The organism is Janthinobacterium sp. GMG2 (assembly GCF_033949445.1).
Classification (GTDB): Bacteria; Pseudomonadota; Gammaproteobacteria; order Burkholderiales; family Burkholderiaceae_D; genus Janthinobacterium; species Janthinobacterium aestuarii.
Map to the genome: position 1 here is coordinate 204,297 of NZ_JAXAWA010000009.1, position 26,341 is coordinate 230,637.

Below are 26,341 nucleotides of genomic sequence, written 5' to 3' on the forward strand. Positions count from 1 at the left end.
CACTTCGGTATCACAGGGGAGTCAGGCTGCGGCGGAGCGCGTCACCAGGCTCAGGCTGATGCCCATTTCCGTCAGGTGCTGCATGTCGGCCAGCGACAGGTCGAGCGGCGCATCGACCGTGTCGTCGCCGTTCAGCTCCAGTTGCAGCTCGGCCACGATGCGCGGCATCGTGAACGTCACGCCGCGCGAACGGCATTCGGCCAGGTAGCTGCGTATGCGCGAGGGCAACACTTGCGATTTGGGCGCCTGCGCGATCAGCACCTCAAAGCCGGAATCGAGATGCACGCGATTCGCGCCCTTCGCCTCGCCCTTGCGCCATTGCCGTTCCGGATCGGTGGGCAAGACTTCGAGGATGGATTTGAGCGTGGGGTCGTCCCCATGCACAGACAGCTTCGCGATATTCATATTGCAAGACTTTCTAGTCAGATCAGACCGACAAGTCTACGCATGGACGGCAAGTATGTCCATACGGCAATATTTAGTATCCGTCTCTAATTTGTGCTGCATCAACAACAGGCGGAACAAGCTTGTTCCGCCTGCCACACGCTTATAACGCCACGCCGCGCGCCTGCAAGGCGGCCCGCACGCCGGCGCCGTAGGCGGCATCGGCCCGGTCGAAGTGACCCAGCTGACGCTGCAAGGTTTCCGGCCGCACCAGACTCAAGGGACCGGCCAGATTGTCGAACAGGTTTTGCTTCGCCTGCGCGGACATCAGACGGAACAGATTGCCGGCTTGCGTAAAGTCATCTTCCACGCCGCGCCCATCGTAGCGCGCCGCACCGCCGTCGAGCGCCAGCGCCCCCTCGCCATGGCCCAGCCCTTGCGGCGCGCTGCCTGCCGCCGCCACGTTCGCGTAATTCTGCGTGGCGCCGCCATTGCGGATCGCCATGCCGCCGTCGCGCTGCTGGTTATGGAAGGGGCAGCGGGCAGCGTTCACGGGCAGATGCTGGTGGTTCGTGCCGACGCGGTACAGCTGGGCGTCGTGGTAGGCGAACAGCCGGCCTTGCAGCATCTTGTCCGGCGAGTAGCCCATGCCCGGCACGGCATTGGCTGGCGAAAACGCCGCTTGCTCGACTTCCGCGTGGTAATTGTCCGGGTTGCGGTTCAGCTCGAAAATACCGACCGGCAGCAGCGGGAAGTCCGCGTGCGGCCACACTTTCGTCAGGTCGAACGGGTTCCAGCCCGTGCGCTGTTCCCATGCATCAAGTTGCTCCTGCGTCGCCACCTGCAGCTTGACTTCCCACTGAGGGAAATCGCCGCGTGCGATGGCGCCGAACAGGTCGCGCTGCGCGTAGTCTGGGTCAGCGCCGGCCAGGCGGCCCGCTTCCCCGGCAGGCAGATTCTTGATGCCCTGGCGCGTCTTGAAATGCCATTTCACGTACACGCGCTGGCCGTCGGCATTGATCAGACTATACGTGTGACTGCCGAAGCCATCCATGTGGCGGTAGCCATCCGGCGTGCCCCGGTCCGAGAACAGCATGGTGACCTGGTGCAAGCTTTCCGGCGCATGGCTCCAGAAGTCGAACATCATTTCGGCCGATTTCAAATTGCTTTGCGGATCGCGTTTTTGCGTGTGGACGAAATCGGGGAACTTGATCGGGTCCTTGATGAAGAACATCGGCGTGTTGTTGCCAACCAAATCCCAGTTACCTTCTTCCGTGTAGAAACGTACGGCGAAACCGCGCGGGTCGCGTTCCGTGTCGGCACTGCCGCGTTCGCCGCCGACCGTGGAAAAGCGCGCGAAGGTGGCCGTCTGCTTGCCTACTTCGGCAAACAATTTGGCCTTGGTGTAGCGCGAGATGTCGTGCGTGACGGTAAAGGTGCCGTAGGCGCCCGAACCTTTCGCGTGCACGACGCGCTCGGGAATGCGCTCGCGGTTGAAATGCTGGAGTTTTTCGATCAGGTGGAAGTCTTGCAGCAGCAGCGGGCCGCGGGGGCCGGCGCTGATGGAATTCTGGTTGTCGGCGACGGGGATGCCCGAGGCGGTACTGAATGGCGGCTGTTGGCTCATGGCTGCTTTTCCTTCGTTGTTGACTAATGGAAGCAGTGTAACGAGGTCAACAACAAAGGAAAAGCTAATTGATTTTATCGAATCGATAGCTATTTACAATGCACACCCTTGTGCATCGCACACGCCGCCCAGTTGCGCCTGCAATTTCTCCGGTTGGCCCAGGAAGCCGCCGATATCGATCACGGACAGCTTGCCGCTGCCATCGTCGAGCACGAACGTGGGAAAGCCCTGCCCGCCCACCTGCGCCAGCAAGGCGCGGCTGGCATCGATATGCCGCTGCGTGGCGGCGCCCGCCTGCCGCGCATACTCGGCCTGGAATGCCGCCCCGTCCATGCCCAGCTCTTGCGCCAAGGTCACCAGCACGGGCAGGTCGGCGATACGCAAGCCGTCCACGTAATGGGCGCGCTGCACGCGCTGCAGCATGTCCAAGCCCTTGCCGGCCAGGACTTCAGCCGCCAGGATGGCCGTGATCGGCGGTTCGGAATCCATCATGGCCGTCGTGTCGTTCAGCAAACCGTTGACGTAGGCGTCGCCGAAAGGCTGGCCAGACATTTGCTCGATGCGCCGGTCATGCGGCAGCACATAGCCGCGCCATTCGGGCGTGATCTGGCGGCGATTACTGCCCGTCATCATGCCGCCGCCGTGGAACGCCACCGTCAGGCCAGGCACGGCGCGCGCCGCCTCGACCAGCGGCGCGGCGCCGTAACACCAGCCGCACAGCGGGTCGAAAATGTAGTGCAGTGTGGGCATGAGAGCCTCCTTGTTGCCGCTTACCATTTCATTTCGCCTTTGGCTACCTTCGCGCTGGTTTCTAAAGCGCCATCGAGGCCCAGCTTCGGATAGCGCATTTTCATCGCCTCGATCAGGGCGGCCGAATTGGCGGCCTTGGCCGTTTCTTCTTCAAACGTCACCAGGTAGTCGCGCGTAAAACCGATGCTGTCCGGCGTCAGGGGCGAGCCGACCTTGAAGTGGCCAGGCACGACGGTGACGGGTTTCAGGGCGGCGATGCCGTCCAGGGTCTTGAGCCAATCCTGGCGCGATTGCGCGCTTTGCGTATCGGCCGTCCACACGTGCAAGTTACCAAACAGCACTACGCCGCCGACGACGGCCTTGATCGATGGAATCCACACATAGGTGCGCGCTGGCGTCGGGCCGGCGATGTCCAGCGACTGGCCTTCCAGGGCGATGTGCTTGCCTTTCAACGCTTCCGGAATGACGATGCTTTTCGGCGCATTGTCTTTCAGGATCGGGCCCCAGTAGGCGACCTTGGCGTCAGCCTTGCGGCGGATCTCGGCGACCGTTTCCGGCGTGGCAACGATTTTCGCCTGCGGGAACGCGGCCTTGATCACGTCGAGGCCAAAGTAGAAATCGGGATCGCTGTGGCTGATGTACACGGTCGTCAGTTTCTTGCCGCTGGCGCGGATCTTCTCCACCAGCTTTTGCGCTTCGGCGCGCGAGAATTGCGCATCGATCAGCACGGCGTCATGCTTGCCCGCGACCAATACGGAAGCGACGGGGAAGATGGCCTCTTCGCCCGGGTTGAATACTTCCAGGGTCAGGGGTGCGCTGGCGGCGGCCGAGGCGGCGCCGGCGGCAAACACGGTGGAAACAAGAACGCTGCTGATGGTTTTGGAGAACATGATCTGCCTTCACAAGATGATTGGGATGACTGCATCTTACGTTGCTTGATTCGGTAGAAAAACCCGTTAAAGCGCAATAGTTTGTTGCTCAATTCGGATGAATTGACAACTGCCGCGCCAAGGCGTGCAGCCACTGCCCCGCCAGCGCGCCATCCCACACGAGCAGGATTTGTTCGCTGCAATCGACGCTGCCAGCCAGTTCGACCTGCAGCAAATCGTGCGCGCGCACGGCGAAGTCGGGCAGGTAGGCCAGCGCCCGGCCGGACTGCACATAGCCCATCAGCAACTGCACATCGTCGCTCCAGTAGCGGATGGTGCGCCCGGCCACGCCGCGCCAGCCATCGGCATGGCGGCCACGCTCCTCGCCGCACAGCAAAGAGTGCGTCGGGCTGGCGAAGGCGTGCGGCAAGACGTCCCGCATGCCGCAGCGCACGGAGGCGCAGGCTGCCGGCACGCCGCGCGCCAGCACATGGCCGCGCCCGGCCGCCAGCAGCATGCGCATGCTGCCCAGCGCCGTGCTGTGCCAGGTGGCGGGCCAGTCGGCGCCGCGCTGGGCGATGGCGTCCTGCGTTACCAGTGCCGCATGGCAATCGCCACGCGCCAGGGCCGCCAGCGCCGCATCCTCGAAAGCCGGTTGCAAACGCACGCTGGCCTGCGGATAGGCGTCCAGCGCCGCCGCCAGGGTATCCGCGTGGCGCCACAGCAGCAGGGCGGGGCCGGCGATGCGGCCATCGATGGCGCCCCGCTCGCCCATCACGTCCAGGCGCGCCTGTTCGGCCAGCGCCAGCAAGGTGCGCGCACGCTCGAGCAGCAAACGGCCGCTGTCGTTGAGCAGCAATTGCTTGCCGCTCCGGTCAAACAGGGGCGCGCCCATGTCCCCCTCCAGACGGCGCAAGGCTTTCGACACGGCCGATGGCGTCAGGTGTAATTCCAGCGCCGCCGCGCCCAGGGTTGGCTGGCGCGCGGCGCTGCAAAACACGCGCAGGTCGGCAAGGCTCATGTTCATGATGATTTCCAGACAGGACACAAAAAGTGAAAAATGGTTGCTGTACTGTCCATGATACCGCCCCTATCATCGTTGCATTCCAACTCATCGATGAAACCCATGCTGCGCACCCTCTTCCTTTCTCTGTTCCTGCTCGCCTCCGGCCTCGCCCACGCCGCGCCCCTGACCTGGGGCTTGCATGGCATGGTGCTGTTTGGCGGCAAGCAAGGGCTGTATGCCTCGCACCTGCCGATGTTCCATGCGCCGCACGATTACCAGGCGGTGCTGCAAGTGCGGCTGGCCGACCCCGTCCTCGATGCGCGGCTGCGCCAGCAGCTCGATGGCGATACGGCACTATGGACCCTCGAACCGGAACACTTCGAGCTGGCGCGCTTGCTGCCGGCCGCGCCGCTGCCGCTGCGCCAGTTCCAGGCGACGGTGGTGCGCGGACACTTCGAGAAGGATGGAAAAGCCGAACCCGGCTACGGCGCTGCCGCCATCATCGTCGAGCGCGTCCTGCTGATGCGCCAGCTGTCGCCGGCCCCCGCCACGCACGCCAGCGCGCGCTACCTGCAGGTGGGCGACGGCACGCAGCGCTTCCTCGTCAAGCGTATCGACAGCCGCCCCGATTTCGAGCATATCGTCGCCTGGACCAGCCCCCAGGATGCGCCGCACGACGACGTCGTCGTGGCGAAAACCGGCGTGCAGGAAACTCCTGCCGCCAGCTTGCAAGCTGCCTTGCGCGCACAACCGGGAAAAACGGCCCGCTTGCGCGGCACGGTGTACTTTTCCACCGAGGACGTGCGCTAAAACAACACGCCGGGCGGACACGCATCCACGTGTCAAATGTGTCACAGCGTCATGATGGCGTCACATTGGATTGTTATCTTGCTAGCTCTTTCAAACCTAGCCGGATGAACCACATGACACGCAGAAAAATTTCCGTCGCTGGCTGCAGCGTCGCCATCACCCTGATGCTGGCCGCCTGCGGCAGCGATGCAAAAAAAGAAGAGGCAGTGGCTGAAGCCCCGCCGAAAAACGTCATCTTCTTCCTCGGCGACGGCATGGGCCTGACCACCATGACGGCCGCGCGCATCTATTCCGTGGGCGAAGAAGGTGCGCTGACCATGGACACCCTGCCGGAAACGGCCTTCGTCAAGACGTTCTCGAACGACGCGCAAGTGACCGACAGCGCGCCATCGATGGCCGCCTACATGACCGGCGTCAAGATGAACAATGAAGTCATCTCGATGTCGGCCAACACGGTCGCCATCGATCCGGGCACGGATGCGAACGGCAACAAGCTGGTCAACAAATGCGGCACCGGCAACGGCACGCCCGCCACCACCTTGCTGGAACTGGCCAAGGCCAAGGGCTTTGCCGCCGGCGTCGTCAGCACGGCGCGCGTGACGCACGCCACGCCGGCCGCGACCTATTCGCACATCTGCCACCGCGATCTGGAAAACGATATCGCCGCGGCCCTGGTGCCGGGTGGCACCGGCTACAACAGCGCGCTGGGCACGGCTGGCCTGGACGTCGTCCTCGGCGGCGGCGCGCAATTCTTCAAGCCGTTCAAGGATGGCGGCAAGCGCTCCGACGGGCGCGACCTGCTGGCCGAACTGAAAGCGAAAAGCTACACCGTCGCCAACACCGCCACCGACTTCAAGGCCGTCGATGCGGCCAAGACGGAGCGCCTGTTCGGCGTGTTCACGTCCAGCCACATGAGCTACGACCTGGACCGCGATGCGGCCAAGGAACCTAGCCTGGCGGACATGACCACCAAGGCCATGGACGTGCTGGCCAAGAACAAGAAAGGTTATTTCCTGATGGTCGAAGGCGGCCGCATCGACCATGCGCTGCACGAAACGACAGCCAAGAAAGCGCTGCAAGACACCGTCGCGTTCGACAACGCCATCAAGGCCGCCATCGACAAAGCCAAGCTCACCGACCCGACCCTGGCCAATACCCTGATCGTCGTCACGGCCGACCATGACCACACCCTGGTGCTGAACGGCTACGCCAAGCGCACGGGCAAGACGGCTGCCGGCAACCCTGGCGTACTGGGCGTAGTGAAGAACTACGTGACCGGCGCGGTCGAGAAAGACCTGGACGGCGCACCGTATTCGATCATCGGCTTCGGCAATGGCGAAAACCGCACCCAGTCGAGCCGCGCCGCCATGGCCAGCCTCGATGAAACCGTCACCAGCGCCAACACCTACCACCAGGAAGCGGTAATCCGCACGGCGGCCGGCAATGAAACCCACGGCGGCACCGACGTCTTCCTGGGCGCCATCGGCAAGGGTTCGGAAACCTTCCTGGGCACCATCGACAACACCAAAGTATTCGGCCTGGTCAAGACGGCCGGCGGTCTGTAATCCCCAAGACATCAACATTGGACAAGCACATGAAACTTGCATTTAAACTCTCCTTGCTGACCACGCTCGTGGCCGCCAGCGTTGCCAGCGCCTACGCCGCCGACGCCAAGAACGTCATCTTCTTCCTCGGCGACGGCATGGGCCCGTCCGTCGTGACGGCGTCGCGCATCTACAAATACGGCGAAGACGGCAGCCTGACGATGGACACGCTGGAGCGCACGGCGCGCATCAAGACGTTCTCGAACGATGCGCAAACGACGGACAGCGCGCCATCGATGGCCGCCTACATGACCGGCGTCAAGATGAACAATGAAGTCATCTCGATGGCCCAGGACACGATCGCCAAGGAACCCGGCCGCGACGCCAATGGCAACCTGGGCGTGGACAATTGCCCGGCCGGCGGCAAGAGCGTGCCGACCATTCTGGAACTGGCGAAAGCCAAGGGCAAGGCCGTGGGCGCCATCACCACCACGGAACTGACGCACGCCACGCCGGCGACGACGTTCTCGCACATCTGCAACCGCAATGCGCAATACGCGATCGCCGCGCAAGCGACGCCAGGCGGCGCGGGCTACAACGCGGCCCTGGGCGATGGCGTCGACGTGCTGATGGGTGGTGGCCGCAACCACTTCACCCCTTGGTCGACCAGCAACAAATACGGCCGCGTCGACGGCCGCAACCTGCTGACAGAATTTGCCGCCAAGGGCTACACCGTGGCCGCGACGAAAGCGGAAATGGCGGCGGCGCCAAGCGGCAAGAAATTCATCGGCCTGTACAGCACCCGCAGCCACCTGGAATATGAACTGGACCGTACGGCCACGCCACCGCTGGGTGAAGGCGCGACCCAGCCTAGCCTGTCGGAAATGACCCTCAAGGCCATCGACTTGCTGTCGAAAAACACGAACGGCTATTTCCTGATGGTCGAAGGCGGCCGCATCGATCACGCCTTGCACGGCATCAACGCCAAGCGCGCGCTGACGGACACCGTCGCCTTCGACGACGCCATCAAGGCCGCCATCGCCAAGATCAAGGAAACCGATCCGACCCTGGCCAATACCCTGATCGTCGTCACGGCCGACCATGACCACACCCTGGCCTTCAACGGCTATGGCAAGCGCGGCAACAATATCCTCGACATCAATCGCGGCTACAAGGATAACCAGCCGAGCAAGGATGCCGATGGCAATACCTACACCACCCTGGTGTTCGGCAATGGCCCGAACCGCCCTGCCCTGCGCAGCAACGTCGACAGCGCCACGGCCCTGAAAGACAACTACCTGCAAGAAACGGGTGTGCGCCTGGCCAGCGAAACCCACGGCGGCGGCGACGTCAAGCTGCTGGCCACGGGCGCCGGCGCGAAGACCTTCAAGGGCACCCTGGACAACACCAAGGTGTTTGACTTGCTGAAGGCGGCGTTCGGTTTCTGATCCACATCAACACGGTAACCCCACCGGGGCGGATGGCGTAGGCCCTCCGCCCCTCTGCACGTAAAGGCAACACCATGAAATCGTCCCTGATCGCCGTCCTCCTCGCCGCCGGCTTTGCCGCCAGCGCGCAAGCCGCTCCTCCTTCCGCTCCTGCCGACCTGGACCTGGGCATCACCTATTACAGCCGCGTCCTGACGCCGGAAGGCGTGACGCGCGAGAGCCGCTACGAAGAAAAGATGCTGCGCCGCCCCGGCCACGTGTGGGTCGAGCGCGTGCTGGCGCCGTCGACGGACGCGCATGCGGGCCACAACCACGGCGAGAACAAGAAAGTAGCACTGAAGGCCACGCAGCATGAGCACAAGCACTTCAATCCCGTGCTGATCCCCCGCCACGTGATGCTGGAAAAGAACACCGTGCGCGTGGAATACATTGATGCGCATGACAAGATCGTCGTTTCCATCCCGAAAGCCGAGTACGAAAACGTCAATTTCGACGGCTCCTGGGAAAACAGTTTTTATCTGCTGGACCCGAAACTGGTGGCCGCCATGCCGCTGTCGAAACAGGCGTCGAACGTGACGGGCGCGCGCTGGCGCGAAGTGGAAAAGAATGGCGTGTTCCAGCGCATTCTGTGGGATGAGCAAAAGCAGATTCCGCTGATCATCGAAAGCGGCGACCGCGCGAATACCTTCTACCGCCGGGTCGACGTCAAGCTGCAGCCAACCGTCAGCAAGGCGCAGCCATGGGCGAATTTGCAGAACTATGCGCAGCGCGAGTATTCCGACTACCTCGACTAAGCGTCAGACGAACGCCAAGAAAATCGGGACGTAAAAAAAGCCAGGGACATCCCTGGCTTTTGTTTGGCTGGCGCCCGATTACTCGGCCGCTGCCGCTTTCTTCGCCGGCGCCCTCTTGGCGGCCGGCTTTTTCACGGCTGCAGCTTTCTTCGCTGGCGCCTTTTTCACGGCTGCCGCTTTCTTGACGGCCGTTTTCTTCGCTGGCGCCGCGCCTTCTTCGCCTTCGACCTCGGCGGCTGCCGCCTTCGTCTTGGCGCCCGGCTTGGCCTTGCGCTCTTCAAACTCGAAGCTCACCTTGCCATCCTTGCCGCGCACGAGGAATGCCTTGAACGGGCGGCGCGTGCGCTGGGATACGAACCCAGGCAACAGGTCCGTCTTGCCATCGTTGAGCAGTTTTGCCATTTGTTCCGGCAAGATTTCCTGCTGCAAGATGATGCGGCCGCTGCGGAAGTCGCACGTCTTCGGCTTGGCGACGCTGTGCTCGCACACATAGGCCAGGCCCATTTCGTACACGCCGGCGTTGCACTTGGGGCAAGGACCCACGGGCGTCTGGCCCGTGAAATCGACGCCTTCGCCATCTTCGCTCTCGTCGTTCTGGCCGAAATCGAATTCCAGCTTGAAATTCTTGATCTCTTCATCGCGCACGATGCGCAGGATGGCAGCGAACGGACGGCCCATCTTCGAACGGAAGCCTTGCAGCGGGCCGATGGTGCGGTCCTTCAGCAATTGCTCCACTTCGGCGATTTCAAACTGGCGCGAGCCCGGCGTCTTGCTCATCGAAAATTCGCACTTGGTACAGGCGAAACGGCGGTAGTTTTCCTTCACCACGCCGCCGCAATTCGGGCATGGCGTTTCCAGCGTCGCGTAGTCGCCGGGGATCGTGTCGTTGTCGTATTCCTTGGCGCGCTTGACGATGATTTGCGTCATCTGCGCGATTTCGCGCATGAACTCTTCACGCGAAATCTTGCCTTTTTCCATCTGCGACAGCTTGTATTCCCACTCGCCCGTCAGCTCCGGCGCCGTCAATTCATTGACGCCCAGGCCTTTGAGCAAAGTCATCAGCTGCGACGCCTTGGCCGTTGGAATCAGTTCGCGGCCTTCGCGGATCAGATAGCGTTCCGTCAGCAAGCCCTCGATGGTAGCCGCGCGCGTCGCTGGCGTGCCGAGGCCCTTGCCGGCCATTGCATCGCGCAGCTCGTCGTCGTCGATCAGCTTGCCGGCGCCTTCCATGGCCGACAGCAACGTCGCCTCCGTGAAGCGCGCGGGCGGTTTCGTCACCAGGCCGTTGGCGCTGACGCTTTCCGTCTGCACTTTCTCGCCCTTGGCGACGGGCACCAGGTTGCCGTTGCCATTGCTTTCCTTGTCAGCGTCCGTCGATGCTTCCTTGCCGTAGATGGCCAGCCAGCCCGGATTGGTCATGACCTTGCCTTCAGTCTTGAACTGATGGCCGGACACTTCCGTGTAGCGCGTGGTGACCTGGAATTCCGCAGGCGGGAAGAACACGGCCATGAAGCGGCGCGTGACGAGGTCGTACAATTTTTGTTCCGGCTCGGACAGATTCTTCGGCGCGATCGTCGTCGGGATGATCGCGAAGTGATCCGAGATCTTGGTGTTGTCGAAGATGCGCTTGTTCGGCTTGACCCAGCCCTTGTCGATGATCTGCTTGGCGAACTGGTGGTAGTTGCTGTTTTCCTTGACCGTTTCCAGCGCCTGCAGCACGGTCGGCATGTAGTCTTCCGGCAGGTGGCGCGAATCGGTACGCGGATACGTGAGCACCTTGTGCTTTTCGTACAGCGCCTGGGCCAGGCCCAGGGTATTCTTGGCGGAGAAGCCGAAACGCGAGTTTGCTTCGCGCTGCAGGCTGGTCAGGTCGAACAGGCCCGGCGCCATCGAGGTGGTCGGTTTCGATTCTTCCGTGACGATGCCTTGGCGGCCGCGGCAGGCGGTGGCGATCGAGTCGGCAGCCGTCTTGCTCCACAGGCGCTCGGCGCGCTTCTCGGGGTCGTTCTCGTCCTTCTTGAACTTCGTGTCGAGCCAGCGGCCTTCATAGATACCGGCCGCGCAGACGAATTCGGCGCGCACTTCCCAGAAGTCGCGCGGTACGAATTTTTTGATCTTGTCTTCGCGTTCGACGACGATGGACAGGGTCGGCGTCTGCACGCGGCCCACGGTCGTCAGATAGAAGCCGCCTTCTTTCGAATTGAACGCCGTCATGGCGCGCGTGCCATTGATACCGATCAGCCAGTCGGCTTCCGAACGGCAGCGGGCCGCGTCGGCCAGCGGCAGCATTTCTTCGTCGCTGCGAAGGTGCGAGAAACCATCGCGAATGGCGCCGGGCGTCATCGACTGCAGCCACAGGCGCTTGACCGGTTGCTTGGCTTTTGCGTTTTGCGCGATCAGGCGGAAAATCAGCTCGCCTTCGCGCCCCGCATCGCATGCGTTGATGAGGGTGGTGACGTCTTTGCGTTTGATCAGCTTGTTTAATACTTTGAGGCGCGCTTCCGTCTTGGCGATCGGGTTCAGCGCGAAATACGGTGGAATCATCGGCAAGTGCGCGAAACTCCATTTGCCGCGCTTCACGTCGAATTCTTCCGGTACGGCGATCTCCAGCAGGTGGCCGACCGCCGACGACAGGACGTATTCATCCGATTCAAAGTACTCATCGTGCTTGGTAAAGCCGCCAAGCGTCTTCGCGATATCGTTCGCGACAGAAGGCTTCTCGGCGATGATGAGGGTTTTTGTCATATTTTTTAGTCTCGAAAAATGCTCTAGGATAGTTTCAGCATGCGCATCATACAGTGCATTGCCAGGCGCCGACGCTTTTGTCTGCGCAAGGCACAGTGACTTGTGGTCTTGTCAAGCGGCCAATGATAAGCGCCTATTGAAGAATTCGGCAAGTTATCTGCAAGCAAGAATGCGCAGGCGCAAACACATGGGCCTGGCGTGTGCGGTGCCGCAGCACATAGTAAAGGGGATGGCGCGGCGGCGGCGCCAGGGTCGGACAGGCAGCGAAGAATATGGGTATATATTAGTGCAGCAAGCGCGGCGGGAGGTCTTCATCGTCGACGAACAGGTCGTCGAACATCAGCGCATCCGGTTCCTTGCCCTGGCTCCACAGCAGCATCAGCACGATGACTTTCAGCTTGCCCAGCGACACGGGAGCCTCGTCGAGCGCCAGCGCCCGTTCGATGACGATTTCGCGTTGCAGCGGCGAAAGCACCTTGGCGCTTTCGAGGAACTGGATGAAACCGATGGCGGCCGTGCCCAGCACGTCGCTTTCCTGCTGCACATAGAAGCGCGTGCCCGTGGAACTGGCCGTCAGGGTCTGTTCGACGCCGGCCATGGCGTTCAAGTCCGTCAGCCACACGAGCGCTTCGGAAATCTCCACGTCGTCGAAACCGACGGCCGACAGTTTGCGCGCCAGGACTGCCGGCTCGGGGCAGGCATCGGGGCGATAATAAGTCTCGTAGAGGTACACCAGGATATCGAACATGGCTCTACTCTAGCAGCTAAGCTCGCTAAGACACAAGGGTGCGCACAGACAAAGCGCGCCCGTGCGGCAAGGCCGCCACACAAGTGACAAGCTGTCATTTGCAGCGTTGAAACAGTCCTCCCGGCAAGCGTTCGACCCGGCCCGCCAGCTCCAGCGCCAGCAATTCGCCCATCAGCGCGCCCATGGCCAGGCCGCTGCGCGCGGCCAGGGTATCGGCATCGACGGGATCGTGGCCCAGCGCGGCCAGCAGCGGCGTCTCGTCTTCCACCGCCGCCGGCACGCCGGGGGCGCTACCCAGCCACTGCAGCTCTTGCAGCACGTCGTCGGCAGACTCGACCAGCTTGGCGCCCTGCTTGATCAGCGCATGGCAGCCCTTGGCCAGCGTGGCGTGGATGGAACCGGGCAAGGCATACACGTCGCGGCCCTGCTCGCCGGCCAGGCGCGCCGTGATCAATGAACCCGACTGGGCCGCCGCCTCGATCACCAGCACGCCGCGCGCCAGACCGCTGATCAGGCGGTTGCGGCGCGGAAAGTTACCGGGCATGGCCGGCAAGCCCAGCGCGTACTCGCTGACGATGCAGCCTTGTTCGGCGATTCTTTGCGCCAGATCCAGGTTGCGGCGTGGATACACCAGATCGGCGCCCGTGCCGATCACGGCGAGGGTGGCGCCAGCGCCGCGCAAGCCGCCCTCGTGCGCGTGCGTGTCGATGCCCAGCGCCAGCCCGGAAATGATGGTCAGACCTGCCGCACTGAGGGCTTGCGCGAAGGCGGCCGCATTCTGCATGCCTTGCGCGCTGGCATTGCGGCTGCCGATGATGGCCACGCCGGGACGCGACAGCAGTTCCGCCCGTCCCCGCACATATAACAAGAGCGGCGGATCGGCGATTTCCAGCAGCAGCGGCGGATACGCGGCATCGGCCAGGGTCAGCACGGCATTGCCGGGCCGCTCCAGCCACTGCAAGGTAAGCGCCAGCTGGCTGTTGGCCACCGGCTTGGACGGCTGCACGATGGCGCGCGCCACGCTGGCCGGCACCACCTCGCGCAAGGCCTCGAATGGCGTGGCAAAGATTTGCGGCGGCAGGCCGAAGCGGGCCAGCAGGGCGCGCGCCGCCACCGGCCCCACGCCGGGCAGGTGCTGCAGGCGCAGCCAGCCCGCCAGTTCCGTGGCCGTGTCTGCCGTCGTTGCAATTGCATGCATGACAACCTCGCTGTGTACTGTGCCATCCCATGCTAGCGCCATGGCACGGACGCGATACCGACGCGCGCAACAATGCGTGCAATGGCGCTGCAAAACGGCCCGCCGCCCACAGGGCCATGGGTGTCTGTGATAAAATTTCCCTTTGCAGCAAACGAATAGCGCACTGGCAAACGCATCTGCCGCGCCGTTGCGCCACACGCGCCCAACCGTAGCGTACTCAAAAATAAAATAGCCCTGCCATCGTTCGCATGGCCCAGGCATGAATAATCCGGCGCACCGGCGCCCACCTTAACCAGTCGAATCCGTATGTCCATATTAAATATCCTGCGTTACCCCGATCCTCGCCTGCACACGATCGCCAAGCCCGTCACCGAATTTGACGCGCGCCTGCAAACCCTGATCGACGACATGGCCGAAACCATGTACGACGCCCCTGGCGTCGGCCTGGCCGCGTCGCAAGTGGACGAGCATATCCAGATGATGGTGATCGACACCACCGAAGAAAAAAACCAGCTGCAAGTCTTCATCAACCCGGAAATCACCTGGGCCAGCGAAGAAAAGCAGGTCTACGACGAAGGCTGTCTGTCCGTGCCTGGCGTCTACGATGGCGTCGAGCGCCCGGCCCGCATCAAGGTGCGCGCCATGGACCGCCACGGCAAGCAGTACGAACTGGAAGCCGATGGCTTGCTGGCCGTCTGCATCCAGCATGAGATGGATCACTTGCTGGGCAAGGTATTCGTCGAATACCTGTCGCCGCTCAAGCGCAACCGCATCAAGACCAAGATGATCAAGGAAATCCGTGGTCTCGAGCGCGAAGCGAGTCTGCGTGCGCAGAACCGCCGTTTCTGAAAACACCTGACCAAACCTACTGCGCGTCGCGACTTGCGGCCTGCGATGCTCACTGTGCTCAAGCACAGTTCCGCTTCTCAGCCACAATTCGCTTCCGCTCGCTACGGTTTTGTAAGGTGTTCAAGGAGTTTTTGCAGTACAGCTGATAAACTAAGCAACAGTAGTCGTTACACCACGCCAGCCTGGCGCCTTCGGCGCGGGCCTGCGCACCTCACGTCAAGGAACCATATGAAAGTGATCTTCGCAGGCACGCCTGAATTCGCCGCCACGGCCCTGAAAGACTTGCATGAAGCGGGCTTCGAGATTCCGCTGGTGCTGACCCAGCCTGACCGCCCTGCCGGACGCGGCATGCAACTGCACGCCTCGGCCGTCAAGCAATATGCCCAGCAGCACGGCATCGAGGTGCTGCAACCGTTGTCCTTGCGCATGGACAGCAAGGACCCGCAGCGCGCCGCCGAAGCGAAAGCGGCCCACGAGCGCCTGCTGGCGACGGACTACGACGTGATGGTGGTGGCGGCCTACGGCTTGATCTTGCCGCGCAGCACCCTCGACATCAAACCCTGCATCAATATCCACGGTTCCCTGCTGCCGCGCTGGCGCGGTGCCGCACCGATCCACCGCGCCATCGAAGCGGGCGACGATGAAACGGGCGTGACCATCATGCAGATGGAAGAAGGCCTCGATACGGGCCCCATGCTGGCCATCGAGCGCACGCCCATCGAGGCGGGCGACTCCACTGCCACCTTGCACGACAAGCTGGCCACCCTGGGCGGCAAGATGATCGTCGAAACCCTGCGCAAGATGCAGCAGCAGCCGCTCGAAGCCGTGCCGCAGCCGGAAGCGGGCGTCACCTATGCGGCGAAAATCGCCAAGGAAGAAGCGGCGCTCGACTTCAGCCTGCCGGCGCTGGAACTGGGCCTGAAAATCCGCGCCTTCAATCCGTTTCCCGGCGCCTGCGGCCAGGTCGACGGCGTCACCATCAAGATCTGGGCCGCCGAGGTAATCGAAGCGGACAGCAAGGAAGCGCCTGGCCAGGTGCTGGCGGCCGACGCCCAGCACGGCATCGTCGTGGCTTGCGGCAATGGCTCGCTGCGCCTGACGGAACTGCAAAAGCCGGGCGGCAAGCGCCTGCCTGCGGCCGAGTTCATCAAGGGCTTCCCCCTCGAAGGCAAGCGCTTCGTTTAAACCGGCACGCGCCCATGGACCAGCTGACCGCCCTGCGCGCCCTGCGCCGCGTCGTGGAACTGGGCAGCTTCACGGCCGCCGGCGCCGCGCTGGGCATTTCCCACTCCATCGTCTCGCGCCAGGTGCGCCAGCTGGAAAGCCAGCTGGGCGCCCAGTTACTCAACCGCACCACGCGCCGCTTCGCCCTGACGGCCGCTGGCCAGGAATACTACCTGGCCAGCCGCGATATCCTCGACGCCCTTGACGCGGCCGACCGCGCCGTCGCCATGCACCAGGCGCAACCGTCCGGCAGCTTGCGCATCAATGCGCCGATGGCTTTCGGCACCCTGGAACTGGCTGCCTGGCTGCCCGATTTCAGCCGCCAATATCCGCACATCCACATCGATCTCGTCTGCAATGACCGCATCGTCGACCTGATCGACGATGGCTTCGACGTGGCGCTGCGCCTGGCGCGCGGCTTGCCCGACTCCACCCTGGTGGCGCGCCAGCTGGCCAGCAGCCGCACGGTGGCCGTCGCCTCGCCCGCCTACCTGGCCCGCCATGGCCATCCGGCCACGCCGCAAGACCTGGTCCAGCACAATTGCCTGATGTACACCTCTGGCGAGAAGCCGGCGGAGTGGTCGTTCACCGATGGTGACGGCGCCGCCCACAAGGTGGCCGTACGCGGCAGCCTGCAAGCCAATACGAGCGTGGCCCTGCGTGAAGCGGCCGTGGGCGGCATGGGGATTGCCGCCGCGGCCGGCTTCATCGTGCGCGATGCGCTGCGCAGCGGCCAGCTGGTGGAAGTCTTGCCCGGCTACACCTTGCGTCCACGCACCTTGTACGCGCTGTATCCGCACAGCAGACAGTTGTCGCCGAAGGTCAGGGCCTTCATCGATTTCGCCGTGCAACACTATCAAAATCGCCGCTGGGATTGATCAGGCCTGCTGCAGCGCCTTGCGCACGGCGCGGAACTGCTGCGTCAAGCCGCCGTAGCCCCAGGCCGCCTGGCGCGCATCGTGCACATGGATGTAGCTGACGTCGTGCAAGGCGCCGAGATACTCGTGCATGGCGGCAAACACGGCGGCGATATACGCGGCCTTTTCCGCCGCCGTATTCGTTTCATCGCTGATCAGGATATCGAGGAAAAAGCTGGCCTTGCCTTGCGCTTGCAACGAGGGCCCGCCGACAAACCAGTGCGCTGCGTCAAGATGGCTGATCGCCACCGACGTCAGCTCGGGCGCCTTGTGCAACAGTTGCGCCGTCAATTGACTCAGGGTGGCGGCGATGGCGGCCGACTGGCCCGCCTTGGGTGGCGTGGATAAACGCAGGTTCAGGATGGGCATGGGATGCTCCGCAAGTGGATGAAGCCCCATTCTAGGCAGGCGGGAGATAAAACGGCAGCCCCCGCCAGGCACAGGATCTGTGCAGTTTATGCACCAATGCCTGCGCGCATAAAAAAAGGGCTTGCCGCGGCAAGCCCTTGTTGCATCGACCGCCCTTGCTTAGCGGCGCTGCACCTTCATCAGGCGTGCGCCCACGGACGACGACAGGCTGACCTCGAAGCGGCCACCGGCCGGCAAGGCGCTGACGTCGACGCTGGCTTTGCCACCGGTCAAGTCACTGGCGACCACCGTCTTGCGGCCATCGGCGGCGACGTGCAGCACGGCGGCGTACGGTTCCGCCTCGGCATTCCAGACCAGCGCCAGCTTGCCGCCGCTTTGTACCGCATCGAACGTGGCATCGTTGGCGGCGACCTTGCTGCGGCGCGCCGGGCGCTCCAGCTTGGCCAAAGCCTTGCCATTTGCCAGCACTTGCACGTCGCTGATGTCGCCCGGGTTGGCGAAGCTGACGCGGAAATGGCTCATGGCGTTGCCGCCATGGTCGGCCACGGAGACGGCATCGAAGGGCAAGTCGATAGTCTGTCCCAACGCCGTCAGCACACGCAAGGTATAAGCATGGCCGCTGCCGCTGGCCGCTGCGCCGATGCGCACCGACGAGGCAACCGCGGGACGCAGCCCCACGCCAGATGGCGTGATACGGCCGGAAATCGTCAGATAGCCATTCTCGGCCACGGACATGCTGGCGGCCACCACATTGCTGCCAGTAACCTGCGTGCTGCGCTTCTCCAGGAATTGCTGTACGCGCACATAGCTGTAGTCGGAGAACCAGGCGCCGCTGCAATAGCTCATCACGTCTTTCATCGGCGTGCTGCCATAGACTGCTTTGCTCAACTGGCCAATGCTGCCCGCATAGCTGCTGTTGTACAGCGGTTGCGGACCCAGATCGCCATTCGCATACGGGTAGTCGGCAGCGGCGCCGGACGGACCGCCACAGGCAACGTGCTGCAACGAGTGGTTGTGACCCAGCTCATGCACCAGCGTAGTCAGCCATTCAGGCCATTGATTGCCGAATGGATCGACGGAGGCAATGCTGTTGAACCTGGCGTCCAGGCCGATGGCCGACGTGAAGTCGTTGCCGCTGCTGCGCTGGTTGATGTAGGCCAGGCCGGCGGCGCGCGTGGAGGACATTTTCGGCACGAAACCATAATAATAGGCGCCGCGGTCTTCCAGTGCGCGCTGGTTTTCCAGCTTGCCCAGGGTATCGCTCCACCAGCTGTCGGCCGTGCTGCTGCCAGGCATGCTCAGCGCCGCGCGCGTGGTAATGCTGATATTTTCCGCCGCATACGGATACACGCGCAGCAGCGCGGCACGGATCACCTCGGCGTCAGGCAGTTGCGCCACGCCATCATCGGTGCTCAACGGTACTAGCACCAGACGGATCCTGGCCAGGCTGGCCACCACGGGCGCCGCTTCCTGACTCACTTGCACGCCGTCATTGCCCACGGCCGTCACGCGCACGCGCACGCCAGGCAGAACCCAGCCGGACGGCAGGATGGCGCTGAAATTGCCGTTGAAACTGTAATCGCTTTTCGACGTCGGCAAGACCGACGGGCCGCTCATGGTGATGCTGCCCAGGTTGCTGCCATTGGCAGCCGTCGCATTCAAGGTCACGGCCGGGCTGGCCTGGCCTGTTTGCGTGGCCAGCACGGACACGCGCACGGCGGCCGGCTTGCCGCGCGTCAGGCGCAAGGCTGCATCGCTGGCATTCAAATTCAGTACCTGCGCGAAATCAATGCTGCCCAAGGTAAAGGCCGACACCGTGCCCGCATTCACGGCGATGCGCGAAGCGGCCGACAGCATCACGCTGCCCGTTGCCGACGCTGGCGCGGACAGCACCAGCTGGCTGGCACTGGCGCTGACGATGGCGGCTGGCGTACTGCCCACCGTGGCCGAGCTGACCTGGTCGAGATTGCTGCCCTGCAGCGTCACCGACAAGGTCGCGCCGTTGACGGCCGACACGATCGACGTCACTGCCACGTTTGCCAAGACCGTATACGTGTCGCTGCTGGCCACATCGTTGTAGGGACCGCGCACCGTCAGCGCGCCTGTCGCCGCGCCCGCAGGCACCACCACCGTCACGCTGCCGGCCGTCTGGCTTTGCGGCGTTGCCGCCGCGCCATTGCCGAACTGCACCGCCGTCACGGCGCCCATGCCGCCGCCCGCGATCGTCACGCTGGAACCGACGCCGCCCGTTGCCGGTGCGACACTGCTCACGCTCAGCGGCAGGTACACGTTCACGTTATAGCTGGTGGTCGCCGTGCCGCTGGCGCTGACCAGGCTCAAGGCGCCCGTGACGGGCACGCCCGGCATGGCCAGGGTTACGCTGCTGTCGCTGCTGGCGCTGGCGGCAACGTTCACGCCGCCCACCTGAAAAGCCGTCACGCGGCTCAGATTCGTGCCCGTCACCACCAGGCTGCCACCCACGGCGACATTCGCCGCCGAGACGGCCGTCACGGCAGGAACCAGCACTGGCGTACCCGAGGTGGTCGCCACCACCGTGTCACCACCGCCTCCGCCGCCTCCGCCGCAAGCGGACAGCCCCAGCACGACAAACAATGCTACAAGCAGATGGTTTTTCATGGCTGGCAACCATGTTGGTGCAGCGCGATGCCTGGGAGGACACGGGAGAAATGTGACATATTGGTGACTTTTGGTGAGAATATAATTTCGAAGAACCCATATTATGGGTTAATTCGATTCCCAAGGACAACTATTAATGCTTTTGATTCAATTGGTTTTGATAATAGTTAAAGTATCGACTTGGAAAGATTTATTCTAAGAATTATTCGCTTCACTCTGTCTTGTCTTAAATCAAAATTATTTTCCTTTACAGCTATTGCCATTCAATTCATTAAAAAGATTCTGACAGTGCGCAAATAATGTGGAAATTTTTCCACAGCCTAGACGCCGTGCCTTCCTGCCAAGTTTGGCGGAAGAATTAACGTTTTGAGTAAGATTTTCAGGAATGTAATTTTCAGAAGCAGGCGCGGCGCAAGCTGATGTGTTGCAATGTGTTGCAACCTGGCCTGCTGTGGGGCGAACAGCCGCTTTTGCTTAAAACCAAAGCAGCCTGATGCCGTATAATTTTAGACCCGGTGAAATCAGGCGATTGCCACCTTCTGCCAGCCCTACCCCGCCGGCACACTCCGTCAGCTGATCCTGCTGACCCGCAACCGCCTCATACAGTCTTGTCGCCGCGCCGCCGCCCGTTTGCCTATTGAAAGCATGAAATGAACGATACCGTGATCCCCGCCATGTCCCCGACCGAAGCCACCTTGCGCGCCATCCTGGCGCAGCGGATCATGATCCTCGACGGCGCCATGGGCACGATCATCCAGCAATACAAGCTCGACGAAGAAGCGTACCGTGGCGGTCCCGCCGGCCGCTTCATCGATTTCGCCGCGCCGGCAGACAGTGGCGCGCGCGAACTGTTCGTCAAGGGCAACAATGAACTGCTGACCCTGACGCAGCCGCACATCATCCAGGAAATCCACGAGCGCTACCTGGCGGCCGGCGCCGACCTGATCGAAACGAATACCTTCGGCGCCACGACCATCGCGCAAGACGATTACCACATGGCCCACCTGGCCTATGAAATGAACGTCCAGGCGGCCAAGCTGGCGCGTGCCGCCTGCGACAAATATTCCACGCCGGACAAACCGCGCTTCGTCGCCGGTGCCCTGGGACCGACGCCAAAGACGGCGTCGATCTCGCCCGACGTGAACGACCCGGCCGCGCGCAACGTCACCTTCGACCAATTGGTGGCCGCCTACCTGCAGCAGACGCAGGGCCTGGTGGAAGGCGGCGCCGACGTGCTGCTGGTGGAAACCATTTTCGATACCTTGAACTGCAAGGCGGCCCTGTTCGCCATCGACCTGTTCTACGAGCAAAACCCGACTGTCGTGCGCCTGCCCCTGATGATTTCCGGCACCGTGACGGATGCGTCGGGACGCATTTTGTCGGGCCAGACCGTACCCGCCTTCTGGAATTCCGTGCGCCACGCGAAACCGCTGACCATCGGCCTGAACTGCGCGCTGGGCGCCGCCCTGATGCGTCCGTATGCGGAAGAGCTGGCCAAGATCGCCGACACCTTCGTGTGCATCTACCCGAACGCGGGCTTGCCCAACCCCATGAGCGACACGGGTTTCGACGAGTTGCCAGCCGACACGTCCGCCCTGCTGCGTGAATTTGCCGACGCGGGCTTCTTGAACATGGCGGGCGGCTGCTGCGGCACCACGCCCGAGCACATCGCCGCCATCGGCCAATTGCTGTCGAAAAACACGCCGCGCACGGTGCCGGCCCCATCGCACGACCTGCGCCTTGCCGGCCTGGAACCGTTCGTCGTCAATGACGCGTCGCTGTTTGTCAACGTGGGCGAGCGCACCAACGTCACGGGCTCGAAGGCGTTCGCGCGCATGATCCTCAACGAGCAATACGACGAAGCGCTGTCCGTTGCCCGCCAGCAGGTGGAAAATGGCGCACAGGTGATCGACATCAACATGGACGAAGCGATGCTCGATTCGCTGGCCGCCATGACGCGCTTTTTGAACCTGATCGCCTCGGAACCCGATATTTCGCGCGTGCCCATCATGGTCGACTCGTCGAAATGGTCGGTCATCGAAGCGGGCCTCAAATGCGTGCAGGGCAAGGCCATCGTCAACTCGATTTCCATGAAGGAAGGCGAAGAGGAATTCCTGCGCCAGGCGAAACTGTGCCGCCGCTACGGCGCGGCCGTCATCGTCATGGCTTTCGATGAAAAAGGGCAAGCCGACACCTTCGAGCGCAAGATCGAAATTTGCGCGCGCGCCTACCACCTGCTGATCGATGCGCTGGACTTCCCGCCCGAAGACATCATTTTCGATCCGAACATCTTTGCCGTCGCCACCGGTATCGAAGAGCACAACAACTACGCCGTCGACTTCATCAACGCCACGCGCTGGATCAAGGAAAACTTGCCCTACGCGAAGATCTCGGGCGGCGTGTCAAACGTGTCGTTCAGTTTCCGTGGCAACGATCCAGCCCGCGAAGCCATCCATACCGTCTTCCTGTACCACGCCATCAAGGCTGGCATGACCATGGGCATCGTCAACGCCGGTATGGTGGGCGTGTACGACAACCTCGACCCGGAACTGCGCGAGCGCGTGGAAGACGTGGTGCTGAACCGCCGCGAAGACTCGACCGAGCGCATGATCGAATTTGCCGGCACCCTGAAGGCGGGCGGCAAGGCCGAAGCGCAAACCCTGGCCTGGCGCGAAGGCACGGTGCAGGCGCGCCTGTCGCACGCGCTGGTGCACGGCATCACGCAATTCATCGTGGAAGACACGGAAGAAGCGCGCCAGGAACTGCTGCACAATGGCGGGCGCCCCATCCACGTGATCGAAGGCCCCTTGATGGCCGGCATGGACGTGGTCGGCGACCTGTTTGGCCAAGGCAAGATGTTCCTGCCGCAAGTGGTGAAATCGGCGCGCGTGATGAAACAGGCCGTGGCCCACTTGATTCCGTTCATCGAGGAAGAAAAGCTGCTGGAAGAAAAACGCACGGGCATCGTCGCCAAGCCGAAAGGCAAGATCATCATGGCGACCGTCAAAGGCGACGTGCATGACATCGGCAAGAACATCGTCACCGTCGTTCTGCAGTGCAATAACTTCGAAGTGGTGAACATGGGCGTGATGGTGCCGTGCTCGGAAATCCTCGCCCGCGCCAAGGTGGAAAACGCGGACATCATCGGTCTCTCGGGCCTGATCACGCCGTCGCTGGAAGAAATGGCGTACGTCGCCAAGGAAATGCAGCGCGACGAGCATTTCCGCATGCTCAAGATTCCCCTGCTGATCGGCGGCGCCACCACCAGCCGCGCCCACACGGCCGTGAAAATCGCCCACAACTACGAAGGCCCCGTGATCTACGTGCCGGACGCCTCGCGTTCCGTGTCCGTGGCGCAGTCGCTCTTGACGCCGGAGCAGCGCGACAAATACGTGGAAGACATCGAACTCGACTACGCACGCATCCGCGAGCAGCACGCAAACAAGAAGGCCCTGCCCATCCTGCCGCTGGCGCAAGCGCGCGCCAACCGCATGGTCGTGCCGTTCGACGGCGCCTGCACGCCCGTGAAACCGAAGTTCATCGGCCGGCGCGTGTTTAAAAATGTCGACCTGGCCACCCTGGCCAACTACATCGACTGGGGCCCGTTCTTCCAGACCTGGGACCTGGCCGGCCCCTTCCCCGCCATTCTGACCGATGAAGTGGTAGGCGACGCGGCCACCAAGGTGTACGCGGAAGGCCAGGCCTTGCTGAAAAAACTCATCGATGGGCGCTGGCTGACGGCCAACGGCGTCGTGTCCTTGCTGCCAGCGAACAGCGTCAATGACGACGATATTGAGGTGTACACGGACGATACGCGCAGTACCGTGGCATTTACCTACTACGGCATGCGCCAGCAAGGCGTCAAACCCGTGGTCGACGGCGTGCAGCGGCCGAACCAGTGCCTGGCCGACTTCATTGCGCCGAAGGCATCGGGCGTGAAGGATTACATCGGCATGTTCGCCGTGACGTCCGGCCTGGGCATTGAAAAGTACGAAAAGCGCTTCGAGGATGCGCACGACGATTACTCGTCCATCATGTTGAAATCGCTGGCGGACCGCCTGGCCGAGGCGTTTGCCGAATACCTGCACGAGCGCGTGCGCAAGGATTTGTGGGGCTATGTGCCGGACGAGCACCTGGGCAACGACGACATGATCGCCGAGAAATATGTCGGCATCCGCCCGGCGCCCGGCTACCCGGCCTGCCCCGAGCACACGGTCAAGAAACAGATGTTCGAGGTCATGCAGGCCGAGGAAATCGGCATGCAGCTGACGGAATCGTATGCCATGTTCCCCGGCGCGGCCGTGTCCGGCTTCTATTTTGCCCACCCGGAGTCGAAATACTTCGTCGTCGGCAAGATCGGCATGGACCAGGTGGAAGACATGGCCAAACGCCGTGGCGCCAATATCGAGGACGTGGAACGCTGGCTGGCGCCCAATCTGTCATAATTTAAGCACAAGGCGCGCGGAACTTTCCGCGCGCCGCAGCGCACTAACGCAGTATGCCGGCCGGCATGCTGCATGCCCGCTCCGGCCCGTTCCCTGACTGGCTAAGGAGGATATATGGCAACCAACTTCAAACTGAAACGCTGGCAGGACCAAGTGATCCTGTTGCTGGGCTTATGGCTGGTCGTCTCGCCCTGGGCCTTTTCCTATCCCGAAGGCTCGCCGCAGATGATCAACGCCCTTGTCTCGGGCCTGGTGATCGCCGTGCTGGCCGCCTTCGACCTGTACAAGACCTATTTCTGGGCCGTCGTCGTCAACCTGCTTGTCGGCGTGTGGGTCGCCGCCTCGCCGTGGATCCTGCGGCTGGCCGATCAGCCCGTCGTCATGTGGAACGAACTTCTCGTCGGTATCGCCGTCGTCGTGCTGGCCCTGTGGGAACTGCGCACCGACCCCGAGCTGCACAAGCACTGGCCCGGGGCGGCAGCGTAGCGGCGTAAAAAAGCCCTGCTACGGCGGCGCCGTGCAGGGCTTTTGAGAACGCGCCAACAATGTTGTCGGATTACGCGTGGCCTGGCGGCCGCGCTAATCCGACCTACAGTGCGTAGCGGACGACGTTGTCGCTCCATTCGTAAGCGGCCATTTCCAGCTCCACCAGGTCGTCCGGCGACATGGCCAGGTCGCGCAGGGTCGGTACGATCTCGCCTTCCATGTCTTCGATGCGCTCGATGCATTCGGCCAGGCGCAGCAGGTCGCCGTAGAAGCCTTCGCGCGACAGCAGCGCTTCAGCCACCTCGTCGATCACTTCGATCTGGCTGAGGATTTCCGACATCGGCACGCCGAACAGGGTATCCATCAGTGACATGATGCCGACCGTAAAGGCGATATCGGCCGAGTGGGCGTGGTTCGGGCGCAGTTTATGTGCGAGCAATTCGAGCAAACGGCCGCGCGTGGTGGCCAGCATCAGCAGCGGCGTCATGCTATGGCCGCGCTTGCTTGGTTCCGCGTACAGCATGATTTGCAGCCAGCGCTGCAGCTGGCGGCGGCCCAGTACGGTGACGGCCTGGCTCAGCGAGTCGATGCGCTGGCGCGCGCCCACGGCCGGCGTATTGACCAGGCGCAGCAGGTTCAGGGCCAGGGACACGTCGCGCTTGATGGCGCGCTCGATATCCATGTTGTCGGCGTCCGACGTCACCAGGGTCATCAGTTCCATGACGGCCAGTTGCGACGGCGACAACTTCTTGCCCGTCATGATGGCCGGCTTGGCAAAGTAATAACCCTGGAAGTAATCGAAGCCCAGGTCCAGGCCCGACTTGAATTCTTCGCGTGTCTCGACCTTTTCCGCCACCAGTTTCTTGTTTTCCCGCTTGAAACGGGGCGCCAGCGCCGCCAGCACTTTCGGGTCGACCGTGCTCATGTCCATCTTGACGTACTGCACCAGCGGCAGCAGTTCCTGCACTTGCGCCGTATCGGAGACGACGTTTTCCAGCGCGAAGGTGAAGCCATGGCCCACCAGTTCGCTGATGCGCGCGCGCACTTCCGGCGTGACGGGCATCGATTCGACGATTTCCAGCACCACTTTTTCACGCGGCAGGAAGACGAAGATGTCGCTCATGATCACGTCGGCATCGACGTTGACGAAACCGAGCGCGTCGCCGATGACCTTTTCCATGCCCAGCTGGGAAGCGTGGGCGATGACGGACGCCGTGGCGGACAGGTCGCTGGTAATGTTGGCGGGGCCGACCGGAGCGTTGCGGAATAGCAACTCATAGCCGAACAGGGCCTGGTTGCGGTCGAGGATAGGTTGTCGACCCAGATAGAACTCGCGCACGCGCAAGGGTTTCGGGGTGATGTCGTTGCTGGAAATATCGATCATTAACTCTTCATCAATCACGTCGAGTGACACCGGCCGCGCCGCGCCCGCATCAAGGTTCACTATTGACAATACTTTAGCTGAATTCCGCCCGCGCTGTGGGTATTTTG

At 62.6% G+C, this 26,341-nt stretch carries 20 protein-coding genes; 9 read left to right on the plus strand and 11 right to left on the minus strand.

Going from position 1 to position 26,341, the window contains the following annotated elements:
- Nucleotides 1–21 precede the first annotated feature (21 nt).
- The 5 genes from SKZ59_RS26490 to SKZ59_RS26510 form a co-directional block, all read right to left on the minus strand.
- A complete protein-coding gene (locus SKZ59_RS26490) occupies nt 22–405 on the minus strand; it encodes a hypothetical protein (RefSeq protein ID WP_072456723.1) in 384 nt (127 codons plus the stop codon).
- 142 nt (nt 406–547) lie between these two features.
- Nucleotides 548–2,011, minus strand: coding sequence for a catalase (locus SKZ59_RS26495; protein ID WP_319993428.1), 1,464 nt, complete (start codon nt 2,009–2,011; stop codon nt 548–550).
- A 93-nt stretch (nt 2,012–2,104) separates the two neighbouring features.
- Nucleotides 2,105–2,761 (minus strand): DsbA family protein, encoded by a 657-nt coding sequence (locus tag SKZ59_RS26500; RefSeq protein ID WP_319993429.1) that lies wholly within the window; start codon nt 2,759–2,761, stop codon nt 2,105–2,107.
- 20 nt (nt 2,762–2,781) lie between these two features.
- Nucleotides 2,782–3,651 carry an MBL fold metallo-hydrolase gene (locus SKZ59_RS26505; protein WP_034749273.1) on the minus strand — a complete coding sequence of 290 codons (870 nt, stop codon included), beginning with the start codon at nt 3,649–3,651 and terminating at the stop codon, nt 2,782–2,784.
- An 88-nt stretch (nt 3,652–3,739) separates the two neighbouring features.
- On the minus strand, nt 3,740–4,657 hold the full coding sequence (locus SKZ59_RS26510) for a LysR family transcriptional regulator (protein ID WP_319993430.1): 918 nt from the start codon (nt 4,655–4,657) through the stop codon (nt 3,740–3,742).
- Nucleotides 4,658–4,756: 99 nt separating this feature from the next.
- On the opposite strand from SKZ59_RS26510, the gene SKZ59_RS26515 reads away from it, so the two are divergent.
- The 4 genes from SKZ59_RS26515 (at nt 4,757) to SKZ59_RS26530 (ending at nt 9,232) form a co-directional block, all read left to right on the plus strand.
- Nucleotides 4,757–5,446 carry a hypothetical protein gene (locus tag SKZ59_RS26515; protein WP_319993431.1) on the plus strand — a complete coding sequence of 230 codons (690 nt, stop codon included), beginning with the start codon at nt 4,757–4,759 and terminating at the stop codon, nt 5,444–5,446.
- A gap of 113 nt (nt 5,447–5,559) precedes the next feature.
- A complete protein-coding gene (locus tag SKZ59_RS26520) occupies nt 5,560–7,011 on the plus strand; it encodes an alkaline phosphatase (protein ID WP_413774605.1) in 1,452 nt (483 codons plus the stop codon).
- Nucleotides 7,012–7,040: 29 nt separating this feature from the next.
- On the plus strand, nt 7,041–8,438 hold the full coding sequence (locus SKZ59_RS26525) for an alkaline phosphatase (protein ID WP_319993432.1): 1,398 nt from the start codon (nt 7,041–7,043) through the stop codon (nt 8,436–8,438).
- Between the two features lie 74 nt (nt 8,439–8,512).
- Entirely contained in the window at nt 8,513–9,232 is a 720-nt protein-coding gene (locus SKZ59_RS26530; protein ID WP_070301619.1) for a hypothetical protein, read from the plus strand.
- A gap of 78 nt (nt 9,233–9,310) precedes the next feature.
- Here SKZ59_RS26530 and SKZ59_RS26535 read toward each other — a convergent pair whose 3' ends face one another.
- From SKZ59_RS26535 to dprA, 3 genes are all read right to left on the minus strand, one after another.
- Nucleotides 9,311–11,977 carry a DNA topoisomerase III gene (locus SKZ59_RS26535; RefSeq protein ID WP_319993433.1) on the minus strand — a complete coding sequence of 889 codons (2,667 nt, stop codon included), beginning with the start codon at nt 11,975–11,977 and terminating at the stop codon, nt 9,311–9,313.
- Between the two features lie 283 nt (nt 11,978–12,260).
- A complete protein-coding gene (locus SKZ59_RS26540; protein WP_034749287.1) occupies nt 12,261–12,725 on the minus strand; it encodes a DUF494 family protein in 465 nt (154 codons plus the stop codon).
- A 94-nt stretch (nt 12,726–12,819) separates the two neighbouring features.
- On the minus strand, nt 12,820–13,923 hold the full coding sequence (gene dprA, locus SKZ59_RS26545; protein ID WP_319993434.1) for a DNA-processing protein DprA: 1,104 nt from the start codon (nt 13,921–13,923) through the stop codon (nt 12,820–12,822).
- Between the two features lie 306 nt (nt 13,924–14,229).
- Between dprA and def the strand changes: the two genes are divergently transcribed.
- From def to SKZ59_RS26560, 3 genes are all read left to right on the plus strand, one after another.
- The gene (gene def, locus SKZ59_RS26550) at nt 14,230–14,772 is read left to right on the plus strand and encodes a peptide deformylase (protein ID WP_219330023.1); all 543 of its coding nucleotides are present in this window, start codon (nt 14,230–14,232) and stop codon (nt 14,770–14,772) included.
- A gap of 228 nt (nt 14,773–15,000) precedes the next feature.
- A complete protein-coding gene (fmt, locus tag SKZ59_RS26555; RefSeq protein ID WP_058050246.1) occupies nt 15,001–15,957 on the plus strand; it encodes a methionyl-tRNA formyltransferase in 957 nt (318 codons plus the stop codon).
- 14 nt (nt 15,958–15,971) lie between these two features.
- Nucleotides 15,972–16,874 (plus strand): LysR family transcriptional regulator, encoded by a 903-nt coding sequence (locus SKZ59_RS26560; protein WP_072456701.1) that lies wholly within the window; start codon nt 15,972–15,974, stop codon nt 16,872–16,874.
- Here the strand turns inward: SKZ59_RS26560 and SKZ59_RS26565 are convergent, their stop codons facing one another.
- Complete coding sequence (locus tag SKZ59_RS26565; protein WP_072456698.1) at nt 16,875–17,282, minus strand: tautomerase family protein; 408 nt, start codon at nt 17,280–17,282, stop codon at nt 16,875–16,877.
- Nucleotides 17,283–17,441: 159 nt separating this feature from the next.
- Nucleotides 17,442–19,919 carry an IPT/TIG domain-containing protein gene (locus tag SKZ59_RS26570; protein ID WP_319993435.1) on the minus strand — a complete coding sequence of 826 codons (2,478 nt, stop codon included), beginning with the start codon at nt 19,917–19,919 and terminating at the stop codon, nt 17,442–17,444.
- A 650-nt stretch (nt 19,920–20,569) separates the two neighbouring features.
- Between SKZ59_RS26570 and metH the strand changes: the two genes are divergently transcribed.
- Both metH and SKZ59_RS26580 read left to right on the plus strand, forming a co-directional pair.
- A complete protein-coding gene (gene metH, locus SKZ59_RS26575; RefSeq protein WP_319993436.1) occupies nt 20,570–24,364 on the plus strand; it encodes a methionine synthase in 3,795 nt (1,264 codons plus the stop codon).
- Between the two features lie 114 nt (nt 24,365–24,478).
- Nucleotides 24,479–24,850 (plus strand): SPW repeat protein, encoded by a 372-nt coding sequence (locus SKZ59_RS26580; RefSeq protein WP_051990989.1) that lies wholly within the window; start codon nt 24,479–24,481, stop codon nt 24,848–24,850.
- A gap of 103 nt (nt 24,851–24,953) precedes the next feature.
- Here SKZ59_RS26580 and SKZ59_RS26585 read toward each other — a convergent pair whose 3' ends face one another.
- Nucleotides 24,954–26,234: an EAL and HDOD domain-containing protein gene (locus tag SKZ59_RS26585; protein WP_034749309.1), complete on the minus strand. Its 1,281-nt coding sequence runs from the start codon at nt 26,232–26,234 to the stop codon at nt 24,954–24,956.
- Nucleotides 26,235–26,341 lie beyond the last annotated feature (107 nt).

Coding starts and splice junctions, on each gene's coding strand:
- SKZ59_RS26490 (WP_072456723.1), bottom strand. CDS start 405: ATGAATATCGCGAAGCTGTCTGTGCATGGGGACGACCCCACGCTCAAA.
- SKZ59_RS26495 (WP_319993428.1), bottom strand. CDS start 2,011: ATGAGCCAACAGCCGCCATTCAGTACCGCCTCGGGCATCCCCGTCGCC.
- SKZ59_RS26500 (WP_319993429.1), bottom strand. CDS start 2,761: ATGCCCACACTGCACTACATTTTCGACCCGCTGTGCGGCTGGTGTTAC.
- SKZ59_RS26505 (WP_034749273.1), bottom strand. CDS start 3,651: ATGTTCTCCAAAACCATCAGCAGCGTTCTTGTTTCCACCGTGTTTGCC.
- SKZ59_RS26510 (WP_319993430.1), bottom strand. CDS start 4,657: ATGAACATGAGCCTTGCCGACCTGCGCGTGTTTTGCAGCGCCGCGCGC.
- SKZ59_RS26515 (WP_319993431.1), top strand. CDS start 4,757: ATGCTGCGCACCCTCTTCCTTTCTCTGTTCCTGCTCGCCTCCGGCCTC.
- SKZ59_RS26520 (WP_413774605.1), top strand. CDS start 5,560: ATGACACGCAGAAAAATTTCCGTCGCTGGCTGCAGCGTCGCCATCACC.
- SKZ59_RS26525 (WP_319993432.1), top strand. CDS start 7,041: ATGAAACTTGCATTTAAACTCTCCTTGCTGACCACGCTCGTGGCCGCC.
- SKZ59_RS26530 (WP_070301619.1), top strand. CDS start 8,513: ATGAAATCGTCCCTGATCGCCGTCCTCCTCGCCGCCGGCTTTGCCGCC.
- SKZ59_RS26535 (WP_319993433.1), bottom strand. CDS start 11,977: ATGACAAAAACCCTCATCATCGCCGAGAAGCCTTCTGTCGCGAACGAT.
- SKZ59_RS26540 (WP_034749287.1), bottom strand. CDS start 12,725: ATGTTCGATATCCTGGTGTACCTCTACGAGACTTATTATCGCCCCGAT.
- dprA (WP_319993434.1), bottom strand. CDS start 13,923: ATGCATGCAATTGCAACGACGGCAGACACGGCCACGGAACTGGCGGGC.
- def (WP_219330023.1), top strand. CDS start 14,230: ATGTCCATATTAAATATCCTGCGTTACCCCGATCCTCGCCTGCACACG.
- fmt (WP_058050246.1), top strand. CDS start 15,001: ATGAAAGTGATCTTCGCAGGCACGCCTGAATTCGCCGCCACGGCCCTG.
- SKZ59_RS26560 (WP_072456701.1), top strand. CDS start 15,972: ATGGACCAGCTGACCGCCCTGCGCGCCCTGCGCCGCGTCGTGGAACTG.
- SKZ59_RS26565 (WP_072456698.1), bottom strand. CDS start 17,282: ATGCCCATCCTGAACCTGCGTTTATCCACGCCACCCAAGGCGGGCCAG.
- SKZ59_RS26570 (WP_319993435.1), bottom strand. CDS start 19,919: ATGAAAAACCATCTGCTTGTAGCATTGTTTGTCGTGCTGGGGCTGTCC.
- metH (WP_319993436.1), top strand. CDS start 20,570: ATGAACGATACCGTGATCCCCGCCATGTCCCCGACCGAAGCCACCTTG.
- SKZ59_RS26580 (WP_051990989.1), top strand. CDS start 24,479: ATGGCAACCAACTTCAAACTGAAACGCTGGCAGGACCAAGTGATCCTG.
- SKZ59_RS26585 (WP_034749309.1), bottom strand. CDS start 26,234: ATGATCGATATTTCCAGCAACGACATCACCCCGAAACCCTTGCGCGTG.